The sequence below is a fragment of the Paraburkholderia sp. RL17-368-BIF-A genome, from assembly GCF_046054045.1.
GTDB lineage: Bacteria > Pseudomonadota > Gammaproteobacteria > Burkholderiales > Burkholderiaceae > Paraburkholderia > Paraburkholderia graminis.
Genome location: NZ_JARESN010000028.1, coordinates 38,176 through 57,948, shown reverse-complemented (window position 1 = coordinate 57,948; position 19,773 = coordinate 38,176). Strand labels below are relative to the sequence as shown.

The 19,773-nt window shown below is 62.0% G+C and carries 15 protein-coding genes; 3 read left to right on the top strand and 12 right to left on the bottom strand.

All coding sequences use genetic code 11. The annotated features are described in order from the left end of the window. Nucleotides 1-106: 106 nt before the first annotated feature. From P0D87_RS30275 to P0D87_RS30240, 8 genes are read right to left on the bottom strand one after another with little or no spacing between them, the layout of a single operon-like run. Nucleotides 107-1,309: a polysaccharide pyruvyl transferase family protein gene (locus P0D87_RS30275; RefSeq protein WP_053859558.1), complete on the bottom strand. Its 1,203-nt coding sequence runs from the start codon at nt 1,307-1,309 to the stop codon at nt 107-109. Beyond that, the gene (locus P0D87_RS30270) at nt 1,306-2,469 is read right to left on the bottom strand and encodes a glycosyltransferase (RefSeq protein WP_408637105.1); all 1,164 of its coding nucleotides are present in this window, start codon (nt 2,467-2,469) and stop codon (nt 1,306-1,308) included. The genes P0D87_RS30275 and P0D87_RS30270 overlap by 4 nt, the downstream gene beginning before the upstream one ends. Before the next feature lie 5 nt (nt 2,470-2,474). After that, complete coding sequence (locus P0D87_RS30265; RefSeq protein ID WP_149029227.1) at nt 2,475-3,515, bottom strand: EpsG family protein; 1,041 nt, start codon at nt 3,513-3,515, stop codon at nt 2,475-2,477. Nucleotides 3,516-3,564: 49 nt separating this feature from the next. Beyond that, on the bottom strand, nt 3,565-5,718 hold the full coding sequence (locus tag P0D87_RS30260; RefSeq protein WP_053859561.1) for a glycosyltransferase: 2,154 nt from the start codon (nt 5,716-5,718) through the stop codon (nt 3,565-3,567). Next, nucleotides 5,715-7,979, bottom strand: a complete 2,265-nt coding sequence (locus P0D87_RS30255; RefSeq protein WP_171800004.1) for a polysaccharide biosynthesis tyrosine autokinase — start codon at nt 7,977-7,979, stop codon at nt 5,715-5,717. Before P0D87_RS30255 ends, P0D87_RS30260 begins: the two co-directional genes overlap by 4 nt. After that, a complete protein-coding gene (locus P0D87_RS30250) occupies nt 7,976-8,470 on the bottom strand; it encodes an arsenate reductase/protein-tyrosine-phosphatase family protein (protein ID WP_171800005.1) in 495 nt (164 codons plus the stop codon). Before P0D87_RS30250 ends, P0D87_RS30255 begins: the two co-directional genes overlap by 4 nt. A 55-nt stretch (nt 8,471-8,525) precedes the next feature. Further along, complete coding sequence (locus P0D87_RS30245) at nt 8,526-10,199, bottom strand: hypothetical protein (RefSeq protein ID WP_149029228.1); 1,674 nt, start codon at nt 10,197-10,199, stop codon at nt 8,526-8,528. A gap of 49 nt (nt 10,200-10,248) precedes the next feature. Continuing rightward, nucleotides 10,249-11,367, bottom strand: coding sequence for a polysaccharide biosynthesis/export family protein (locus P0D87_RS30240; protein ID WP_321175886.1), 1,119 nt, complete (start codon nt 11,365-11,367; stop codon nt 10,249-10,251). On the opposite strand from P0D87_RS30240, the gene P0D87_RS30235 reads away from it, so the two are divergent. After that, nucleotides 11,267-11,506: a hypothetical protein gene (locus tag P0D87_RS30235; RefSeq protein ID WP_321175897.1), complete on the top strand. Its 240-nt coding sequence runs from the start codon at nt 11,267-11,269 to the stop codon at nt 11,504-11,506. The two genes, P0D87_RS30240 and P0D87_RS30235, sit on opposite strands and share 101 nt — an antisense overlap. Here the strand turns inward: P0D87_RS30235 and P0D87_RS30230 are convergent. Continuing rightward, on the bottom strand, nt 11,503-12,915 hold the full coding sequence (locus tag P0D87_RS30230) for an undecaprenyl-phosphate glucose phosphotransferase (RefSeq protein WP_053859565.1): 1,413 nt from the start codon (nt 12,913-12,915) through the stop codon (nt 11,503-11,505). The genes P0D87_RS30235 and P0D87_RS30230 overlap by 4 nt on opposite strands. A gap of 441 nt (nt 12,916-13,356) precedes the next feature. On the opposite strand from P0D87_RS30230, the gene P0D87_RS30225 reads away from it, so the two are divergent. Continuing rightward, a complete protein-coding gene (locus P0D87_RS30225) occupies nt 13,357-14,334 on the top strand; it encodes a 2-dehydropantoate 2-reductase (RefSeq protein ID WP_006049175.1) in 978 nt (325 codons plus the stop codon). A 116-nt stretch (nt 14,335-14,450) separates the two neighbouring features. Here P0D87_RS30225 and P0D87_RS30220 read toward each other — a convergent pair whose 3' ends face one another. The 3 genes from P0D87_RS30220 to oxlT form a co-directional block, all read right to left on the bottom strand. Then, a complete protein-coding gene (locus P0D87_RS30220; RefSeq protein ID WP_053859566.1) occupies nt 14,451-15,902 on the bottom strand; it encodes an aldehyde dehydrogenase family protein in 1,452 nt (483 codons plus the stop codon). An 87-nt stretch (nt 15,903-15,989) separates the two neighbouring features. Beyond that, complete coding sequence (locus P0D87_RS30215) at nt 15,990-17,015, bottom strand: LysR family transcriptional regulator (protein WP_053859567.1); 1,026 nt, start codon at nt 17,013-17,015, stop codon at nt 15,990-15,992. A 45-nt stretch (nt 17,016-17,060) separates the two neighbouring features. After that, complete coding sequence (gene oxlT / locus P0D87_RS30210; RefSeq protein ID WP_006049172.1) at nt 17,061-18,413, bottom strand: oxalate/formate MFS antiporter; 1,353 nt, start codon at nt 18,411-18,413, stop codon at nt 17,061-17,063. Nucleotides 18,414-18,775: 362 nt separating this feature from the next. On the opposite strand from oxlT, the gene P0D87_RS30205 reads away from it, so the two are divergent. Continuing rightward, nucleotides 18,776-19,723 carry a LysR family transcriptional regulator gene (locus P0D87_RS30205; RefSeq protein WP_006049171.1) on the top strand — a complete coding sequence of 316 codons (948 nt, stop codon included), beginning with the start codon at nt 18,776-18,778 and terminating at the stop codon, nt 19,721-19,723. Nucleotides 19,724-19,773 lie beyond the last annotated feature (50 nt).

Genomic DNA, 19,773 nt, shown 5'->3' with positions numbered 1-19,773 from the left:
GGCGTTGAGGTGCGGGTCGGAGGAAACACGGCCAACGGCGACCGTGTTCCGACATAACTACATTCCGGATCGAATTACCGGATCACGGCAGCCGGATGCGCCTAGCCTATCCCACGACCTCGTCGGAAAGCGGCAACCGCGCGTGTCCGCCATTGCCGACGTCTGCGATGAAATCAGTGAACCGGTCGCGATACCACTCGGCGTCGCCATAGCGCCCTTTTGTCGTCTCTCGCGTAAGAAGCCGGGCGACATGATCGACGCAGACGTCCTCGACCGGCAGCGGCTCATGCGGACCCGGTAATGCATTGTCGCGCAGGAATTCCGCACACTTTGGCTGGTAGCAGAACAGCATTGTTGGGACGTCATACACAAAGCTGACGATCGCGCCGTGCAGTTTCGAAGTAACGACACAGGCCGCTGCGGCGAGTAGATCCACGACCGCTGTGATCGAGTCCCCGTATCGAAAACGCTCCACCGAAACGTTCGACGGCGAGAACAGGCGAGCAATGTCTCCTGTCACCGCAACACTTTCTTCGTCCAGCGAGACAAATAGCACTTCATCCACAAGCCGCTGGCTGTCGACGTACGCAAGTATCGCAAGCACCGCGTCAGTATATTGACGCAGGTGAATGGACACGATCAGCGTTCGTCTATCAGACGGTCTGCGCTTTGGCGTGTAGATCGCAGGCAACGCAAAAGCAAGATCCCTGAGATTGACGGGCGCCGATCCTGTCACTTCGGCGACGAGGCGAACCGACGCTTCATCGCGCACGGCCACGTATGGTATGTCGCGAAGGACAGCCTCGAATGCGCTTCGCCGCTCTGCCGATGCAAACGGTCCGACCGAAACGCCAAGCGCTGCGACCGGCTTGCTGAGCCGCCGGCCCAAACGAACGATCAGCTTCGCAAAGGACAGCGAAGCGTTAGCACCAAATAGCGAGCCTCCACCGAAAATGGCCGCCCGCGCAGACAACATCGCTGCAACATAAGTGACCGAGCGTACCGCGGCACCGACTCCGCCTCTTCGCATCCAGAGTCCCCGTGCCCCCGGCAGATGGAACGAGTGCGTCAACTCTTGCGCCGGTGAAGCGCCCACGATCAACGGCTCGATGCCTCGTGCCCGAAGCGATATGGACTGCAACAGATATCCGAACAGGTCGTCGCCGAAGTTGCGCCTTCCATAGAATCCGAAGAAAGCAATGCGGGTCGTGCGGCTACCCGATGTGCGAGCTGTGCTGCGGCCAGGTCCGCCCTTATTGCACCCATTCGATGGCGCGGCGGCCGGCGCCGCTACGTCGAACTCGTTCATTTCAAGACCTCTATTGAAAGTGCGCGAGTCAGGGCCGGCGAATGATGAGCATGCACTGGCGACAGCAGACGCCGGTAAATACCGACGTAAGAGCGAAACAATCGGGCGTCGCCGAACCGGGCAAGCGCATGCTTCGCCGCCGCCGTGCCCATTCGCTCGCGCAATTGCGGGTTGTCGATCAATAGACGTGTGTAATGCTCGAGCTCCGCATCGTTGCTTGCGAGGAAGCCGGTCACGCCGTGGACGATGACATCCCGATTGCCGACGATGCGACTGGCGACCGCCGGCAACCCCGCCGCCTGCGCCTCTATCAGCGCAATCGGCATGCCCTCCCATAGCGAAGGCAAAACGAAGATGTCGCATTGCTGAAGCGCTCGCCTGAGTTCCGGCGCCGCAATCCATCCACTCAACTCAACAACCTCACGATCAATCCAGCGATCGATCGCTTCCGCTTCGCCATCGCCATACCACACAGCACGGACGTTGGATGTTCGCGCGAGACGTTGGGCAAGCTGCGTGAATCGCCACGGCGCCTTCTGATAGGTAACGCGCGCCGACGTGCATACGACGACCTGCTCGCGAGTTTGTCTCGTTTTGTCAGCCTCGAAGTCATCGAGCTTCACCGCGTTCTCGACAAGGCTCGTGCGTTGCGGATTCGAAAGCAACATTCGCGCGTAACGCCATTCGCTTTTTGAGCATGCAACGATGTGCCCGCCCATTGCATGCAGCGTCCGTTCGATTATCAGGAACAGCTTTGCCTTTAACGCAGACGTGTCCTCTTTCAGAAACGCAAACCCGTGCGGCGAATAGATCGTGCACCCGCTTAGTCCGAGCAACCGCGTGGCGATGCGGCCTAGCGCCGCCGCCTTCGACGAGTGGAGATGAACAATGTCGGGCCGCTCCCGAAACAGCTCGACGAAAAGCCTGCACAGACTCGAGAGGTCGCGAACTCCTATGGCAGTTTGCATTTCCACGACCCGGCGACGCACGCGCGGATCGAACAACTTATTCAGCGTTGCGTTAAGCGGCGTATCTTTGCGCACGGAATGGAGCACAACGACGTCATCGCCAGCAGCGGCCTGACGATTAGCTAGAAGAACCACGCAATGCAGCACGCCGCCACCCAGCGCTTCTGTTACGTGTACGATTTTTTGCCGCAAGATCACTACTCCATATTCTGCAATTCTGGCGCTGCGCGATAAGGCAGGAATGGCGATGCGCCACGGCCTTCTTCATCGCTCATGTTGTGGATTCGTCCCGCGAGTGCGATGAGACCGATGGCGAACAGCCACGCCGCCAACCTTGTGTTCATCCGCCCCGTCGGCGGAGCAAACTGACGCCAAAGCACAACCAGCATCAGATAGACGAGAATCAGCTGGAAGCGGATGCCCGCATACGTGACCTGTGTCATGCCGTAAAGCGCCGCTACCAGCACGGCAAAAATCATCCAGCCGACGGGTGGAATCGCGAACTGCCGCCGATGCATGACCATGACGCCCAGCATGAGCAACTGGATCAACAGGAACAGCAATCCAGACGTTGCATTGGGCGCTTCGATGCCGGTGTAAAGACTCGTCTTGTCGGCGAGGTAGCCTGGGACCAGCAACGACCCGCCGGCGACAGCTAACGCCGCACCGACGAACATGATCGTGTGCCCGCGCCGCGTGGTCGCGACAAAGAGCAGGAACAGCAATGCCGATGAGAAATGCACACACGTCCCGACCACCGCGAAGATGAAATACCGAAGCGGCTTTCGCTGCGGCGAGAAGCGCGTGGCCAGCAGAAAGATCGAAGCCGCAAGGCCGAATCGCATCACGTTCATGGTCAGTTCATAGAACATGCCGGGCACGAGCACGAGGCCGCCGAACCAGATGCCATGACGACTGCGTGAAATGGACCAGAGCAACAGCAGCGCGGTTGTCATCGACACGCTGTTGACGACGAAGCGCGGGTCGGGCTCGATAGCCCAGAGAAGCCTCGCATACGCATTGAACAGCGGCTCGCCGCCATAGCCGTTCCCCTGGCCCAGATCGGCGAACGCCTGGTAGTAGGCGGCCGTGTCGGTGCCGCAATGGCCGCGCAAGACCGCGAGCGCGACCATCGGCAGCGCACACGTCACAATGACAGCGGTGCTGGTTCCACCGTACGCAACGCACAGCGCGACGCCGAGATAGAAGAACAGCAACGGCACAAGGTAGTACGTCATGAGCCGCACCACCCCGCTTGTCGTGTTGCGGGAATCGCCGCTATGCGTCTCACGCAAACCTCCGTGACAGCAGGCAGCGCCGCAGATATTTCGCGCCGCTCAACGCAGAAAAGCACAGCCATTCACCAGGACCGATCACTCGTCGACGGCGCAAGCGCAGGTAGTTGTCCTGCTCGCCTTTCTGGATTTTCAGGAGCTGGGCGCTCAGTCCGGTTTGCGCGCCGAACTGCGCCTTGTAAATGTACGAAAGCGCGAAAGGGAACAGATAGGCCTCGCCTCCCTCCACGAGCACCACTTCCAGCAACATGAAATAGTCTTCGGCGTGGCGCTTGTTTTCATCGAAACGTGCGCCGACGTCCGAGCGCATCAAAATGCTCGAGGGCGTGAAGCGGTTCGAGAACAGAACGCGTCGCCGCGATACGCAGCGCGGCGCGATAAGAGCCGGCCACGGTTGAGACGCCGGCTGATCGCTGGCTTCGAGTTGCGCCACAGGATGCCCGGTTATCGCCACCTCGGGATGCGCGCGCATCCACTTGTATTGCGTCGCCATTTTCGACGGATGCCAGCTGTCATCCGAGTCGAGGAACGCGATGTACGGCAGCGTCGTCGCGGACCATCCGGCGTTACGCGCCGCACCCGGCCCCGCGTTGCGCGGCTGCAGAAGTACGCGAAGCCAATTGCGCGGATAAATCTGCGCCAATTCGCGAAGCAATGCGCGCGTGCCATCCGTGCTGCAATCGTCGACGAGAATCAACTCCTGCGGACGGCATGTCTGCTCGAAGACGGATTGAACCGCACGCCCGATCGTGTCGCGGCAGTTAAAGCACGGAATGATCACGCACACCGGAATCTGTTCCGGAGGCATTGGCGACATGCTGCGGGCATCTGGCCGCGCGTCGATGCCGGATATCGGCTGCTGCCGTTCGCGGAACAGGAAGTGGCGAGCGCACAGCACGGACAGCACCGCCCACACCACTTCGCCCATCACCGAAGCGGCGGCTGCGCCGACAGTGCCCGCGACGAGCACGCCGATGAGTCCAGCAACCACGCTGAATAGCAGTGCGGCGGCGGCGCACCAGTTGCGCACGCGGACCAGGTTGCGGGTCGTCATCACGGACGACGCACAGACCGTTAAAAATCTGAACGGTGTGCTCAGTGCCATGATGACGACCACTTGCACCGCTTGCCCGTATTGCCTGCCAAACACCAGCGGGATGGCGACCGGCGCGAGCAGCGCCGCAATCGCGCCCAACGCGAGACCTGAGACGAACATCCATCTGCCGCCTTCCCGATACATCCGCTCGAGACGTTCGTCGCCCGATGCGGCCCATCGATGAAGACGCGGCATGAGCAGTTTCTGGAACAGAACCGTCGGCAACAGATAAAGCGCGCTAACAATCGTCAACGCGACGCTGTATGCGCCGACGTCCTGAGGTTCGCCCAGGTGCGAGACGATAACCAGGCCGCTTTGGCCGTACGCATAAAACAGCAGGCCGGATACACCGAAGGGCAGCGCGTTGCGCCAGAGTTCCATGACGGGCGGCGTCGGCAGTCCTTCGCGCGAAAATCGTTCCGCGAGTTTTGGTCCATGCCCGATCAGGTGCACCGCGCCGCTTCGCAGCGCCGGGACGGACTGCCATGCGCCGAGCGTCACGATGACGGCAATACAGCCAAAGCCGGCCGCGACAATCAGGCTGCTTGCGCCCAACCGCCAGCACACCAGCAGCAACATGAGACGTCCGGCATGCTGTAGTCCTTGCCACATTGCAACCCGGCCGAATTTTTCCTCCAGTTGCAACTTCACCGAGGCGATCTCGATTGCGCCTTGCGTCAGCACCGCCGGCAGCATGAATAACAGCAGTGCACCGGTCTGCGCATCAGGAGTGCCTAGCCATGCCCACAAGGCGGCAGCGAGAAGACACACCAGCGCGCTGCGGGTGACGAAACGCACGGATGCTTCCATCCATCGACTCGCGGACCAACCCTCGCTGCCGTACGCTTTGAGCCAGAACGACGGCACGCCGAACCCGACCGCCGGCGCAACGATAGTCACGACAGCGAGCGCAGCAGCGAACCGCCCGTAGTCCGCCGGCGACAGAGACCGCGCAAGCACTGCCTGCACGGCGAACGCCAGGCCCGCCGACATCGACGCGCTGACCAGCAGCACCGACGCAGCGCGAGCGTCACGGATGCGCGAATTCATTCTTGCGCTCCGTCCATCATCGGACGCGCATCTTCACCTCGTGAGCGCCCGTAGCGGTACATGCCATAGGTGGTGCCATTGCGGAAGCGCCCTGCATGACGGTCGATTCCGTTGAGCACAACGCCCTTCACCGCAACGCCCACATGCTGCAAGCGGCGCATGCACTCTTCCATTTCCGCAGCCTTCGTGACCGAGGCGCGAGCGACCAGGAAGATGTTGCCGTTTGAATATGGCGCGAGAATCGCCGCATCGGGCACCGGCAACAGCGGCGCGGTGTCGACGACCACGAGGTCGTAGCGCGCGGACAACGCCTTGAAAAGATCGCCTGTGCGTTCACTACCGAGGTGGTCGGCCGCATTCGGCGGCATCGCGCCAGCCGGCAGGAAGTCGAGCGTCGAGCGCTCCAGCTTGCGGATCGACGCGTCCAGTTTGCCCATGTCGGCGATCACCTCGGACAGTCCGACTGCCGAAATGCAGCCGTATGCGCGAGTGAGTCCGCAGCGTCTCAGGTCGCCGTCGACCAACAGGACACGTTTGCCAGTGCGGGCCACGACCGCGGCGACGTTGGACGCGATAAACGATTTGCCCACATTCGGCGACGGCCCGGTGAACATCACGACGTTACCGCCGCCATCGGACAATGAAAACTGCAGCGCAGTGCGCAGACTGCGCAAACTTTCGATTGCCGGATCTGCTGGGTCGATAAAAGCAAGCGGACGCCGCGGACGCGTTTCCCGACCGAAGTATCCAGACCAATGGAATCCGCCCCTGCGTGCCACCGGCACCACGGAGAGCACGTCGAGACCTGTGCGCTCCGCCAGTTCGCGGGAATCCGAAATCCCATGGAACAGAAGGTCGCGAATAAACGCGGCGCCGACCGCTGCAAGTAACGCGACGGCGATGACCGCGAGGCACAGCAGAAAACGCCAGAAGCGAACCGGGCGGTCGGGCAACAACGCCTCGTCGAGAACGCGGACGTTGCCGACCCGTCCCACTTGCAGAATCTGCAGTTGTTCGATGTTGTTCAGCAAGCCCACGTATAGATCGTTGCTGATCTTGACGTCGCGCTCCGCTTTCACCACCTGGCGCTGCATCTCCGGCAGGCCGTCGATCTGTTGATTGAGTCCACTCGACTGCGATTGCAGAACTGCTAGCTGTCTATCGAGAGCCATCACGGTCGGGTTGGTCGGCGCGAAACGCGTCAACGCTTCGGCTTTCTTCTGCTGCAGCGTGGCGACCTGTATCTCATTGTCGGCCGCTAGTTGCAGTACTTTTTTGGCTTCGCCTTCAAGGTCCACCGATCCAAACTTGCTGCGGATTACCGCATAGGCTTTTTCTGCGCTGTCCAGTCTGTCGCGCAAGCCAGGCACCTGGCCGCGCAGGAACGCGAGCGACCGCGCGGCCTGCTCGGCTTTGCGCGCCTCGTTCTGCTCCAGGTAGTGTTGTGCGAGATGGTTGAGCACCTCGGTGATCCGTAACGGATCGGCGCCGCGCAACTTCACGCGCAGCACGTTGGAATCCTTTCCTTGTTCGCTGATCGAGAGGCTGTCCTGCAGCTTGCCGATCGTCTCGAGGCGCGATTGCCGCGTGAGCTTGAAGCGGGCACCAACCGCCGCATGCAACGCGCCGACGCACAACGTCAGCGGACCGTCGTCGGTCATGAAGGTTTCGGTTGCGCTGAGCCGGCCGACCACATCCTGCTTCAACCCAGGTCCGGAGAGCCGGTACGCGCCCGCGTCAGCAACGGTCAACGAGTACGCCGATCCGATCAGTCCGCTGGGCGTGTCGAAGCGTTCGACGTACGCGCGCTCTTCACCCCACGTATAGCCGCCCATGCCCAGCAAACCGGGGCGCGATAATCCCTTGCTGGCGCGTGCGATCGCCCGGCCGACGAGTGGGAAGCGAACTGGCTCGGCTTCGATGTACAGGCCCAACTCGTCGACGACCGCAGCCACGACGAGCCGCGACCGCAGCACCTGCATCTCCGTATCGGCGGAAGACTTGACCTCGAGCATCGACGAAAGGTCCTGACCCAGCAGCGACGACGCAGTACTCGCACTGCTGCTCTCATCGACCTGAGTCACCATGTCCGCCTCGTACTGCGGATCGGAAAGCAGCACCGCGGCAAGGCCGAGAACACACAGCGTGCCGAAGATCCACAGCATCATGTGCCGGTAAAGCAGGAACACATCGAGAATCGCCGCAAGATCGAAATCCTTTTCGGCGTTGGCGGGCTCATGCAAAGCGCGGGACTGGTTCACTGTGCCACCCCCTTGACGTGGGCCGCGTCATCGCGATGACGATCAGCGGACCGCACGTTGAATTTTCCTAGCCGCTCTACCCAGTAGTCGATACCCACCGTCAAACTCTCCCTGCACTGGCGAAACGCCGATAGGGACAAGCCCATGGGGTCGTCGATATCCATGTGGTCGAAGCCGCGCACCGGAAATATGCGGCCCCACATCATGGGAAAAAACGACTCAATGGTTTGCTTCTGCCGCGCGGTCATCGTAAGAATCAGATCTGCCCGGCTTGCCAGTTGCCAGGTCAACTGCCTTGCGCGGTGTTCCCGCATATCGACGCCGACTTCTGAAAGCACCGCGACGGCGTTGCTCGCCGCCGGTTGCCCGACCATCGCCGCAAGTCCGCAGGAATGTACGTGCACGCCCTCGATCTTCTGCTGTAAAAGAGCCGCAGCCATAGGGCTGCGGCATACGTTGCCTTGGCAAACGGTCAAAACGTTGGAGATCATCTGTCTTTGGTTCTGTATTGCGGTGTGCCGAGGAATTCGACTTCGCACACCGGCGTCATGACGAGCGCCATACCGCCAGTTCATCTATTTGCAACTGCCCCGTCCATCCAATGAAAGCGGCAGTGACCATCGCCTGCGTTGCGCCCGCTGGAACGGTTGCTTGCGCGGCCGGCAGTTCATGCGCGGCGCTTTGCGATTCGCTTGTGCTCAATGGAATGCCCGGCGCGGCATCGAAGTGGAACGCGAATTTCACGCGGCCCGCTACACCTGTCGCCGCTGCGCTGCAGGCCACGTTGAGGACGTCGCCCGGTACAACCGGGAAAGCGGCTCGCGTCGCCACGGAGAACCGCGCGTTGCCCGCATCAGGCAAGCTCACGTGGAGAGCCTGCTTTCGTTTCGCCGACGCGCTGCTCTGCGTAGCCGCAGTGGCATCCGCAGCCGGACCCGCAAGGACAATGCTTCCTGCGAGTTGGGCGCCTGCGGTCACCGATGCGCTCCAATGGGTGAGCGCGCCTACCGGTGTGCCGGGAGTGTCCAGTTCGAAAAGACTGTCGGCATTGATCACGCTTCCTCGCCAGGGCAGCGCGTGGACTTGCTGAAAGCTCATCGCCGACACTGACTCGACGGGCACTTCGTCACCGATCAAAGCCGTCAGGCTGCCTTGAGCGGGAGATTCGAATCGCCACTCGACGCCGGAAGCGGAAAACTTCGCTTTGCCCGCCACCAGTTGACGCGGTGTGTTGCTCAAGTCCTTACGCTTCCAGTGCCTCGGCAGCACGATCGAATCGCGGAATACCGTGCGAAGATGTTTGCCCGCCTGCGTGGCATCGACCAGCAAGCCGTCGATACTTTCTATGTGGCAGTGATTGAAAGCGACCGTACCGAAACTCGCATGGGGCCCGAAATGCACGACGTCGCCGTTGAAGTCGAACGAACACGCGTCGAAAACGAAATCCATGCTGTCGGCGTCGATTGCAATGGCTCGCGCGGAACCGGAAAACGTGCAATCGGCGAAGGTCATCCGCTCACCGCTGTTGACGCTCTTTCCATCGGCGGATGCGACGCAAATACCATGTTCGCGGTTCTGCTCGAACCGGCACGAATGCCATGCACTCAGATAGGTATTGATGGGATCGATCGCGAGCGCTCCGCGCCATCCGGTGATCACAACGTTGCGGCCGCCCGCGTCTCGTACGTCACCCGAAAACGAGGGCTGCCGATTGCCCATCACGATGCCCCGCCCTTCCGCGCGTGCCACGCCGGGGCCGAGGATCGAAATCGTGCCTCCCGCTCCATCGAGGAATGGCGAACGGTTGCCGGGGAAGCGCAATTCGGTCGACGGAAGCATCGTTTCGTTTCTGCACGTCAGGCCGTCGCGACCCACCGGCATCGTCGAGAAGTCGAGCAGAACGCCGCCCACTGAACGCAGCTTGATCCACGGCAAGGTATCGATCGTGTCGGTCAGAACATATCGGCCGGCGGGGATCAGCAGGCTCGGCAAGCAGGAGGTGTCTTTCGTGCGTAGGCCGAGATCGCGCACAAAGTCGATCGCGCGCTGCAGCGTGCCCGTATCGTCGCTCGCACCCGCGCCCTTCCGCGCAAAATCATGCAGCCAGCGAAAGCCACCGGCAGAGTCGTCCGGTTGCGGCTCGCCCCACCCAGGCGAGACCGCGGATGCGCCGAGCACTGCCATCCCGGCCGAGAGTCCGATTGCGGAGCGGCGGTTCATCGTGCCGCTTCCCGCACGCATCCAGCCAGCACAAAGCGCAGTCTCAGGATCACTTCGCCACCAGCCCCGCGGTGAGCCCCGCGTTGATGGCCGGCAACAGCAGACTCAGCACGCGGCTAAAGCGAACGAGTCCGTTGCCGTCGACATAAACGATGTCTTTCGGTTCGAGTTCGAAGCGGTTGGCGAGGACCATCGAGACCGGCGAAGCGGCATCGAGATGAAAAATGCGCGCGTCCGCGCCGCGTCCGCGAATGACATAGAGATTCCCGGCATCCGCGGTCGCGGAACTGATGCTGCCCGCCTGCGAGAGTGCGTCGCTCAGCGTCATGCGACCGTTGCGCAGCGGCACTGCCGTGACCGGCTTCGCGACTTCACCCATCACGAACACGCCGCTTTCATCCCTCGCGGGCACGCGAACCAGGTCGCCTGCACGCAGCATCAGCCTCGAAGGACTCACACCACGCTGCAACATGCGGACGAAGTTTATGTCGTACGACTTGCCGTCGCGAGTCAGCGTGATGCGGCTCTGATCCGCAGCAGGGCTGAAGCCGCCGGCATGGCTGATGGCGTCGTACAGCGTCGTCGGAATATCGTTGACCGCTTGCGCGCCGGCCTGCCGGACCTCGCCATCCACGTAGACCTGCTTCGCGCGGAACGACGCCATGCGAACCGTCACTTGAGGATCGCGAAACGACTTGCCGAGTTCCACGGCAAGCTTGCGTTGAACTTCTGCGACCGTCATGCCCTGGACGTGGATATTGCCGGCAAACGGGAATCGCAGGCTGCCGGTATCGTCGATGATGAATCCGGGCGGCGGATCGAACGCGCGCGCCGCCGCAGGCGAAGGTGAGCCGGATGCGGCCGCTAATTCCGGATGGTCCCAGACAGTGATTTGCAGCACATCGCCAGCGCCGACCGTATAGGCCGTCGCGTGCCCGAGAAGCGCTTCGACGCTTGCGTCGCTACGATGCTCGACCTCGCCTTCCATTTGATCGAGCGAAGCCAGGGTCACTTCGGTGACTGGCACGGGCAACTGCTCGCCCGGCGTCTGGTCGCTGCCGCTGGTCATGGGCAATGCGGCCGATTCCTCCATCCGCATACCGGGCGCCACCGCGCATCCGGTGGTCAGCAACGCGACCACGGTCACCAAGGCTCCGAGCCGATACATCGGCTGGGACAAAACTGCAACTGACATCGTACTCAACCTGTTCAAGCGGGCGCGCCGCAGCGCCGCCCTTGTCGACTGCATCGCGGCAGTCATGATTCGTGTGCATTGGGCTGCACCCTTCCATCGAAATGCCGTTTAATAAGCATTCCGATCCACCAACCCCCTCACCACCGTCGCCGCGACAATCCGCATATCCAGCGCGAACGACCAGTTGCGCAGGTAATAAAGGTCGTGTTCGACGCGCGCCTGCATCTTCTCGACGCGATCCGTCTCGCCGCGAAAGCCGTTCACCTGCGCCCACCCGGTAATACCAGGCTTGATCCGGTAACGATGGATATAGCCATCGACGATCGTCCGGTACTGGTCGTCGTGCTCGATCGCGTGAGGGCGCGGACCGACCACCGACATCTGCCCGCGCAGCACGTTGAAAAACTGCGGCAGTTCATCGAGACTCGTGCGGCGCAGGAACGCGCCGACGCGCGTAATGCGCGGGTCAAGCCGGGTCGCCTGATGAACCACGCCGTTCTGCTGCGTGTGAACGCGCATCGAGCGAAACTTGTAGATGCGAAACACGTTGCCGTCGGCGCCCATGCGGCGCTGCGAGAACAGCACCGGGCCTCGCGACGTCAGCTTGATCGCGGCCGCGACGAGCAACATCACCGGCGACAGCGCAAGCAAAGCCGCCGCAGCAAATGCGCGGTCGAACAGCGCCTTTTGCATCAGTGCATGAGGCGTCATCGGCGACGCCATCAGGTTGATCGCGGGCAGCCCCACCAGCTCGACCACGTTGCGATCGAACATGGCGAGAGCGCGCACATCGGGAATGAAGCGCAGGTTCACGAGGTCGCCGCTGAATTCCTCGACGATGCGCAGCACCGCGTGCTCTTGCGACATCGGCATCGCAAGCCACACTTCTTCGGTCCGCTCACGGCGCACCCAGTTTGCGAAGTCGCGCAACTCCGAGAACGACGACAGGCCCGGCTCCGCGACCGTTTCGCCGTGCAGCGGATCGAACGTCGCAACGGCGCGAAAACCGGAATCGGTCGAAGCCGCGATGCTCGCGAGCACGCCGTCGCGATGCGCGCCGCTGCCGACCACCGCCACCATCCGCAGATTGCGTCCGGCTCGTCTGATGCGGCCAAGCATCGCGTGGATCAACAGACGCGAGGCGACGAGCAGCATCGCGGTGATGACGGTCCATCGCACGCACCAGATTCTGGACAGCAGTCCCGCGCGATGAAGCAGAAACATCATCGCGAGCCCGCAGAGTTGCACCACGATCCAGCCCGCGACGACGTTGAGCGTCAGATGCAGTTTCGAACGCCCGCGCCACGATTCATACACGCCGAACCACGGCAGCAGCATCATGGCGAGCGCCATGTCCAGCGCAACGAATGCGCCCTCGAGGATCGGATGCCCCTCTCCAGCCGGCAATAGGCGCGCAAGCGCCGCCGCCATCGCGATCATGAGCACGTCGAGCAGGCGCGCGAGAGCGCTTTCCATATCGACGGATTCGCGGCCCATCGTTTGACGAAACACCGTACGCATGACTGTGCCTAACGGCCGGCGCGACGACATCGCGAAACCGCGCAGTCGCCATCACCGGACATACCAATACGTCTGGGCACAAATACGGACATCATGCGGTTACTCTCAACAAGAGCTATCTGAAAATGGACGGACGCGTCACTTCTTGAGTGAGGGCGCATTCTGCCCTTACGCTGAATGCTCAGGGACCAGAAATTTCCTAAGCCTGGCGGCTATTTGTCAGCTAGATAGACATCGGACGAGCCGAGGCGTCGGAGCGGCGCGAAGATGGGATGGCCGCGCCTCGCATGCCGCGGCTATAAGCGATCGCTTATGCAAAGCGCGAGAAACTTTAACTATCTGTATTGACGCCGCGCCCCTATGCTCAATCAGTGACCCTCCGTCGTGTCCGGCGACGCGCGGCATGGGCAAGCGACTTCTCATAGTCACAGGAGCGGCATCATGAAGATCTGCATCTTCGGAGCGGGAGCGATAGGCGGCTTGATGGGCGTGCAGCTTGCACGCGCCGGCGCCGACGTCAGTTTCATCGCGCGCGGCGCGCATCTCGCGGCAATGCGCGAGCACGGCGCGCGTCTGATCATGGACGGCGAGACGGTGAGCGCGCCGGTCCGCTGCACGTCCGATCCGCGCGAGCTCGGCGTGCAGGACGTCGTCATCATCACGTTGAAGGCGCACTCGCTGCCCGGCGTGGTCGACTCGATGCAGCCGCTGCTCGGCAAGCACACGGCCATCGTGACCGGCGTGAACGGCATTCCGTATTGGTACTTCTATCAGCATGGCGGCAAGTTCGCGGGCACGCGCCTCGCGAGCGTCGATCCGGACGGCAGTCAATGGACGAAGCTCGGCCCCGAACGCGCGATCGGCTGCGTGCTCTACCCGGCCGCGGAGATCGTCGAGCCTGGCGTCATCAAGCATGTGTACGGCAAGAAGTTTCCGATCGGCGAGCCGAGCGGCGAGCGCACGCCGCGCATTCAGCAATTCCACGAGATCATGCAGGCCGCGGGTTTCGAGGCGCCGATTCGCGACAATATCCGCGATGAAATCTGGCTGAAACTGTGGGGCAATCTATGCTTCAACCCGATCAGCGCACTGACGCACGCGACGCTCGACGTGCTCACGAGCGATCCCGGCACGCGCGCCGTCTCGCGCACGATGATGCTCGAAGCGAAGCGCATCGCGGATCAGTTCGGCGTGCACTTTCGCGTGGATGTCGAAAAACGGATTGACGGCGCGGGCGCGGTCGGCGCGCATAAAACGTCGACGCTCGTCGATCTGGAAAACCGGCGGCCGATGGAAATCGATCCGCTGCTGACCGTCGTGCAGGAAATGGGGCGGCTCGTCAACGAACCGACGCCGACCATCGACGTCGTACTCGCGCTCGTCAAGCTGCGCGAGCGCATGGCCTTGCAGGGCGCGTGAGCGAGATCGCGTTTATCGCGTTGGCCGTCGTGGTTTGATGATGGTAGGTGCAAAAGGATCGGACGTCGTCCGATCCTTTTTTATTGCGCCGTTATTACCGCTATCGCTACGGCTCGCTACTGGTCGATCGCGAGCCAGACCGCCTTCGGCTCGGTGAAGTTTTCAATCGCGACGTCGCCGTGTTCGCGGCCGAAACCCGAATCGCCGGAACCGCCCCACGGCAGGCGCACGTCAGTGTAGCCATACGTGTTGATCCAGACGGTCCCTGCCCGCAGGTCTCTCGCCACGCGATGCACGCGGCCAATGTCCGCGCTCCACACGCCGGCCGCGAGGCTATACAACGTGCCGTTGGCGATACGGATCGCGTCGGCTTCGTCCTCGAAACGGATCACGCTTGCCACCGGTCCGAAGATCTCCTCCTGCGAGATTCGCATTTCGTGTTCGACGTTGGCGAATACCGTCGGCTCCACAAAGAAGCCGCGTTCGCCGACCCGCGCCCCGCCCGTCACGAGCGACGCGCCTTCCGATCGCCCTGCATCGACATAACCGAGCACGGTCTTCATTTGCGCGGCGGAGATGAGCGGGCCCATCGACGTTTCGCGCAGCGACGGATCGCCGACCTTGATCGACTTCGCTCGCGCGGCGAGCCGGTCGACCACTTCGTCATAGACATCGCGATGCGCGAGAATGCGCGAGCCCGCCGAGCACACCTGGCCGGTGTTGAAGAAGATGCCCGACGCTGCGGCTCGCACTGCGTTGTCGAGATTCGCATCGGCAAAAATCAGGTTCGCCGATTTGCCGCCGAGTTCGAGCGTCACGCGCTTGAAGTTGCTCGCCGCGCCTTGCAGAATGCCGCGTCCGACCGAAGGCGAGCCGGTGAACGTGACCTTGTCCACGCCCGGATGCGCGACGAGCGCGTCGCCCACCACACGTCCCTTGCCGGTGACGATATTCAGGACTCCAGGCGGTAGGCCCGCTTCGAGCGCGAGTTCGCCGATACGCAACGCGCTGAGCGGCGTGATCTCCGCGGGCTTGACAATCAGCGTGCAACCGCACGCGAGCGCGGGCGCGATTTTCCACATGCCGATCATCAACGGGAAATTCCACGGCACGATGGCCGCGACCACGCCGACCGGTTCGCGGATCGTATAGGTCAACGCGTCCGGGCGAACCGGCACGACCTGGCCGTTGATCTTGTCGCACCAGCCGGCGTAGTACTCGAGCGTGTCGATCGCGGCCGGAACGTCCTGGCGCATGACAGCAGCAATCGGCTTGCCGGCGTCGAGGCTTTCGAGCGCGGCGAGCTCGTCGAGATTCACGCGCATCAGGCCGGCGAGGCGGCCGAGAATGCGGCCGCGCTCCGCCGCCTTGATGCCGTTCCACACTTTCAAAGCGGCGCGCGCTGCGATAACCGCTGTGTCGACGTCGGCCGCGCTGCCTTGGGCCACATGCGCGATCGGCTCTTCGGTGGCCGGATTGATATCGACGGAATATTCGCCTGTGCCCGGCGGCAACCGCTTGCCGTCGATCAGCAGATCATGGCGCCTGAGGTCGGTGTCAGTGTCCATCGTAAAGCTCCTTGCATTGAGATGTTGCGTGGCTGAGTGCTGCAAACCGGTCCGGGGATGACCGGTGCGCGCAAGGACCAGGCGGCGCTACGGCTCGTGAAGCGCCGCGCCGCTGCGCGCGGCGACGGGCCATGAAGAATCGGAGACTGTGTGCGAAGCCGGGCTTGTGTTTGCCTCCGGGTTTGCCTCGCGGTTCGCCTCGACGCTCGCGCTGCTCGACAACGCCCCGCCCTGCTCGGCAAACTGCGCCCACGCAGCCGCGGCATTCGGCCTGAGCGAGCGGTTGCGGCGATGCACGAGCAGCGTCGTCAATGTCGCCTCGGGTGCGAGAGGCCGGCTCACGAGCGACTCGCCCACGGCGGGCCAATGTGAGTCGACGGGCAGCACGCCGACGCCGAGCCCGAGTTCGACCATGCGCAGCACAGCCGCGACGTGCCCGAATTCCTGCACCGGACGCCGCTTCAAACCGTTCGCATTGAACGCGCGATCGAGCGCCGCGCGCACGCCGGCGTCGGCGTTCAGCGTGACGAGCGCCCAGTCGTGCAACGCATCCCAGGCGACGCTCGCGTGTCGGGCAAGCGGATGAGTCGGCGGCATCACCGCATGCAGCGGCGTCGTGAAAACGACTTGCGCATGCAATTGATCGCTGACGAGCGGCTCGGCCAGCGAGACCACGCCGAAATCCACCTCGCCATGCTCGACGCTCGCGAGCACACCGCTTTGCGCCTGGTCTTCGACGGTAACGAGCAGTTCGGGGAATGCGGACGCGCAGCGCGCGAGTCCCTGTGCGACCCAACTGGACGACAACACCGGATTGCTCGCCAGCGCGACCACACCGCGATGGCCTTCGTAAGCACCGCGTTCTTCGCGCAACGTCAGATCGATTTCATCGAGCAGGCGGCCGATTCTTCTTTCGAGGCTCGCGCCTGCATGCGTCAGTTGAACCTGGCGCGTCGTGCGGTCGAACAGCTTCAGATCGACCGCGTCTTCCAGTTCACGCACGCAACGGCTCACTGCGGACTGCGTCAGATCGAGTTCGCGCGCCGCGCGCGTGAAGCTGCGTTCACGCGCGACGGCGACAAACACCTTGAGTTGCTGCAACGAAACGTTCATGACGTAGTGGCCGGCGCGCGGCTTGTCGGCCTGTTCCTATTGTTCCTATTCGCCGGTTTGCTCGGGCCAGTGGCTAAGACGCGAGGCCTTGCCGTTACCGTTACCGGCGACGGCCAGCACGCCTGGCGACGGCTCGTCCTGCGAGTGGATCCATCGCGAGCGCATCGGCGCGAGGATGAACTTCGCGGACACGCCCGCGGCAATCGTGATCACCGCGGACACCGTGAACACGAGGCTCCATCCGCCGGTTGCCGACAGCACCGATGCAATCGGCACCAGCAGCGAGGCCGTGCCCTTCGCGGTGTACAACGTGCCCGCGTTCGCCGCCGCATACTTGCTGCCGAAGGTGTCGGCGCAAATCGCCGGGAAGATCGAGAAGATTTCGCCCCAGAACAGGAAGATCAACGCGGCGAACGTCATGAACGCATACGGGTTCGTGCCGTACTCCATCATGCCGAGCAACGCGAGTCCTTCTCCAATGAAGATCATGAACATCGTGTTTTCACGGCCGATCTTGTCGGAGATGAAACCGCACAGAGGACGCGTGAAGCCGTTGCAGACGTTGTCGATGGAAAGCGTCGCTGTGAGAAGCGGCAGCGTGACGCCGAAGATCGTCATCGGAATGCGCGCGAGGCCCCAGTCTTTCGCGATCGGACCGATCTGCGCAGTGGCCATCAAGCCGCCGGCTGCGACTGCGACGAACGACACGTAGATCACCCAGAACACCGGCGTCTTGATCATCTGGCCGGGCGTGAGATCGACCTTCGACACGGAGAACTTTCTCTTCGCCGGCGTGTGCTTACTCAACACCGGTTTGACCAGCAGCATCGCGAGCAGCAGAATCGCTACGCCCTGCAAAATGCCGAAGAAGAAGAACGTGTGCTCATAGCCCGAGCGCGTGATCATGTTCGCAATCGGAATCACGGTGACTGCCGCGCCCGCGCCGAAGCCCGCTGCCGTGAGACCCGCGGCCAGACCGCGCCGGTCGGGAAACCATTTCAACGCATTGCCGACGCATGTGCCGTATACGCCACCCGCGCCGATACCCGCAATCACCGCGGACGTGTAGAGCATGGGCAAGGTGGTCGCATATGAATTCATCACCCACGCGAGGCCCGCGCATACCGCGCCGCCTGCCACCACGGGCCGTGGACCGAACTTGTCGACGAGCCAGCCCTCGAGCGGCACGAGCCAGGTTTCAGTGAGAATGAAGATGGCAAACGCCAGTTGAATCGAGGCCTGGCCCCAGTGATGCCGCGCGTCCATCGGTGCGACGAAGAGCGTCCATGCGTACTGCAAATTCGCCACCAACGCCATGCACACCATGCCGATGACGAGTTGCCACCAACGGTTCGCCCAGAATACGCGGGCCGCGGTCTGTTGAGTGATGTCGTCCATGTGCCTTGTCTCCGCAATTATTTAGTGCAGCCGGCCAAAGCGCCGTGCTGTATGTGTCCCACCTTATCGTTATGACCCGGAAAGCCTTGCAATCCGGGAATGTTTAATATTTGAGTCTTTAAAGCGCTTCCTTTAAAAAGCGCTTTATTCATCGCCTTTTGGAAGTTCTTAATTCCGACTAATCCGTTTTGTTGTTTTCCGCCAATCTGCCGCCTGGTCCCGCCACGCCTGAAATCCAAGCGTTAACCCGAGTGTTCCGTGGCGGCTTCGCCTTGTTTACAAACCCATGCTAGGGTCATTGCTGAATTACTAATAATTAAAGTTTGTTATTATGTTGATTCACATTTGCTTATACATCGGTCATGACGATGCGCAATGCCACGCTGCGTCAATTGAAGGTGTTCGAGACCGTGGCGCGCCACTTGAGCTTTTCGCGCGCCGCCGAGGAACTGCATCTCACACAGCCTGCCGTCTCCACGCAGGTTCGTCAGTTGGAAGAGCATGCGGGGCTGCCGCTCTTCGAACAGCTCGGCAAAAAGATCTACCTCACGCCGGCCGGCACTGAAATGCTGCACTACAGCCGCGCGATCATTCAGCAGTTTCACGAAGTCGACGAAGCGATGAGCCAGTTGAAGGGCGTCTCCGGCGGCAAGCTGAATGTGGCGGTGATCAGCGCTGGCGACTACTTCTTTCCGCGGCTGCTCGCCGAATTCACGCGGCGCTATGCGGGCGTCGTGCTGAACCTCGCTGTCCACAATCGCGAGGAGTTGTTGCATCAGCTCGCGACCAATCAGACGGACCTCGCGGTAATGGTGCGCCCGCCGCACGAGATGGACGCCACTAACGAGCCGTTCGCGCCTCATCCGTATGTCATCGTGGCCGCGCCCACGCATCCGCTCGCGCACAAGCGCAACATCAAGATCAGCCAGTTGGCGAACGAGGCGTTCATCGTGCGCGAGCGCGGCTCGGACACGTGGAATTCGATGGAAGAAGGCTTTGCGGGCCGACTGTCGAATCTGAAGATTGCGATGGAGATCAAAAGCACCGAGACCATCAAGCAGGCGGTGATTGCCGGCATGGGCATCGCGTTTTTGTCTGCGCATACGATCAGCCTCGAGTTGCAACTGGGGCATCTCGTGGTGCTCGACGTCGAGAGCTTTCCTGTGATGCTCAACTGGTATGTGGTTCATCGCAAGAACAAGCGCCTGCCGCCGGTTGCGGTAGCGTTCAAGCGCTTCCTGATGGAGGAAGGCGCGAACCTCATCGAGAAGATCACTCGTGTGAAGGAATTGAGCGTCTATAAGCAATAGGCTATGGAGATCCAATAAAACTTTAACTATTGCAAATCGTTCGGTACTTC

Bases quoted from the DNA above. Each gene is read 5' to 3' on its own strand.
- P0D87_RS30205 (WP_006049171.1), top strand. From the start codon at position 18,776: ATGACGATGCGCAATGCCACGCTGCGTCAATTGAAGGTGTTCGAGACC.
- oxlT (WP_006049172.1), bottom strand. From the start codon at position 18,413: ATGGACGACATCACTCAACAGACCGCGGCCCGCGTATTCTGGGCGAAC.
- P0D87_RS30215 (WP_053859567.1), bottom strand. From the start codon at position 17,015: ATGAACGTTTCGTTGCAGCAACTCAAGGTGTTTGTCGCCGTCGCGCGT.
- P0D87_RS30250 (WP_171800005.1), bottom strand. From the start codon at position 8,470: ATGATCTCCAACGTTTTGACCGTTTGCCAAGGCAACGTATGCCGCAGC.
- P0D87_RS30265 (WP_149029227.1), bottom strand. From the start codon at position 3,515: ATGACGTACTACCTTGTGCCGTTGCTGTTCTTCTATCTCGGCGTCGCG.
- P0D87_RS30240 (WP_321175886.1), bottom strand. From the start codon at position 11,367: ATGTATCGGCTCGGAGCCTTGGTGACCGTGGTCGCGTTGCTGACCACC.
- P0D87_RS30230 (WP_053859565.1), bottom strand. From the start codon at position 12,915: ATGCGTACGGTGTTTCGTCAAACGATGGGCCGCGAATCCGTCGATATG.
- P0D87_RS30275 (WP_053859558.1), bottom strand. From the start codon at position 1,309: ATGAACGAGTTCGACGTAGCGGCGCCGGCCGCCGCGCCATCGAATGGG.
- P0D87_RS30235 (WP_321175897.1), top strand. From the start codon at position 11,267: ATGGGCAATGCGGCCGATTCCTCCATCCGCATACCGGGCGCCACCGCG.
- P0D87_RS30245 (WP_149029228.1), bottom strand. From the start codon at position 10,199: ATGAACCGCCGCTCCGCAATCGGACTCTCGGCCGGGATGGCAGTGCTC.
- P0D87_RS30225 (WP_006049175.1), top strand. From the start codon at position 13,357: ATGAAGATCTGCATCTTCGGAGCGGGAGCGATAGGCGGCTTGATGGGC.
- P0D87_RS30260 (WP_053859561.1), bottom strand. From the start codon at position 5,718: ATGAATTCGCGCATCCGTGACGCTCGCGCTGCGTCGGTGCTGCTGGTC.
- P0D87_RS30220 (WP_053859566.1), bottom strand. From the start codon at position 15,902: ATGGACACTGACACCGACCTCAGGCGCCATGATCTGCTGATCGACGGC.